This is a genomic window from Streptococcus oralis (assembly GCF_023109195.1).
GTDB lineage: Bacteria > Bacillota > Bacilli > Lactobacillales > Streptococcaceae > Streptococcus > Streptococcus oralis_BV.
This window is the reverse complement of the sequence record NZ_JALDUB010000012.1, coordinates 1-1,719: the sequence shown is the minus strand read 5'-3', so window position 1 is coordinate 1,719 and position 1,719 is coordinate 1. Positions and strand designations below refer to the sequence as shown.

At 35.6% G+C, this 1,719-nt stretch carries 2 protein-coding genes; one reads left to right on the top strand and one right to left on the bottom strand.

Features of this window, described 5'->3' with window-relative positions; translation table 11 throughout:
• The first annotated feature begins 328 nt into the window (after positions 1–328).
• Positions 329–1,357, top strand: a complete 1,029-nt coding sequence (locus M1F65_RS09950; RefSeq protein ID WP_070837076.1) for an ISL3 family transposase — start codon at positions 329–331, stop codon at positions 1,355–1,357.
• Positions 1,358–1,437: 80 nt separating this feature from the next.
• Here the strand turns inward: M1F65_RS09950 and M1F65_RS09945 are convergent.
• Positions 1,438–1,719: LPXTG cell wall anchor domain-containing protein (locus tag M1F65_RS09945; RefSeq protein WP_247925915.1), on the bottom strand; the 282-nt coding region annotated here is incomplete at its 5' end.

Sequence of the window (1,719 nt, the reverse complement as noted above, 5' to 3'; positions counted from 1 at the left end):
TACGAAATCCATAGACTTCTTTTTTATTTTTCATTATAAGTCATTTCCTTATCTAAATTTAGTCGTTACTTCTTATATTAACACTTTACAAGGCAAGATACAAATATTTACTCTTTTTTCTTTTTATTTATAGAAAAATTTCACCTATTTATAAATTAAAAAGAAGATGGTCACACCATCTTCTTTTAGTTAAACTATTTATTTTGGCTCTATAATATTTGTAGTGGGTAAATCCCCTATAGATATTATGGAGCCTATTTTGTTGTAGAAAAAAAGTCTCATATGACCTATAATGAAAAGCAACCAAACCATCATTAGAAAGAGCCATATGGAACAATTACATTTTATCACAAAACTACTCGATATCAAAGACCCTAATATCCAAATTATAGACATCATCAGTAAGGATACCCACAAGGAAATCATCGCTAAAATGTATTATGATGCTCCACTTTGTCCTGATTGCGGAAGCCAAATGAAGAAATATGACTTTCAAAAACCTTCTAAAATCCCTTACCTTGAAACGACTGGTATGCCTACTAGAATTCTCCTTAAAAAACGCCGTTTTAAGTGCTATCAGTGCTCTAAAATGATGGTCTCTGAGACTCCTATAGTCAAGAAAAATCACCAAATCCCTCGTATCATCAACCAAAAGATTGCCCAGAAGCTAATTGAAAAGACTTCTATGACTGGCATTGCCCATCAGCTGTCTATTTCAACTTCAACTGTCATTCGCAAACTCAATGACTTCCGTTTTAAGCATGATTTTTCTCGTCTGCCTGAGATTATGTCCTGGGACGAGTATACCTTCACTAAGGGAAAGATGAGTTTTATTGCGCAAGATTTTGAAAAGCTCAATATCATCACTGTTCTTGAGGGCAGAACACAAGCTATCAAGCGCTACTGGAAACTCATTCAACAGGATAGTCGTAAACTCAGTGATAAGCGTTTTTATCGCCCTACTTTTCGTATGCACTTAACCAATAAAGAAATCCTAGACAAGCTTTTGAGCTATTCAGAAGACTTGAAACACCACTATCATCTCCATCAACTCTTGCTTTTTCACTTTCAGAATAAGGAACCAGAGAAATTTTTCGGACTCTTTGAAAACAATATAAAGAAGGTTCATTCTCTTTTTCAGACTGTCTTTAAAACATTTCTAAAGGACAAAGGGAAAATCGTCAATGTCCTTCAGTTATCCTATTCCAACGCAAAATTGGAAGCGACTAATAATCTCATCAAACTTATCAAACGCAATGCCTTTGGTTTTCGGAACTTTGAAAACTTCAAGAAGCGAATTTTCGTCGCTCTGAATATCAAAAAAGAAAGGACGAAATTTGTCCTTTCTCGAGCTTAGCTTTTCTTCAACCCACTACAGTTGACAACGAGCCAAAAAAGAGGAAACAGAGTTCCTCTTTTCTATTTAACTTTTAGAGCTTACTTGCTTTCGTCTTCTTTACGTTTCAACTGACCAAGTCCTAAAACCCCTACTAAAGCTGCTAGACCAAGATATGGCATGTAGCTTGAATCATTTGTACCTGTTTGAGGTAGAGTAGGGTTACCTTTTGGATTTGGAGTAGGAGTCGTTGGCTCCTCTGGTTTCTTAGGTTCTGGCGTTGTCGTACGAACTGTATTTGAGGCGTAAGCAACTTTGTTCACAGTATTTACATAGGTATTTTCAAAGGTTCCGACAGCAATTCGTTTCATTTGAATATAAGT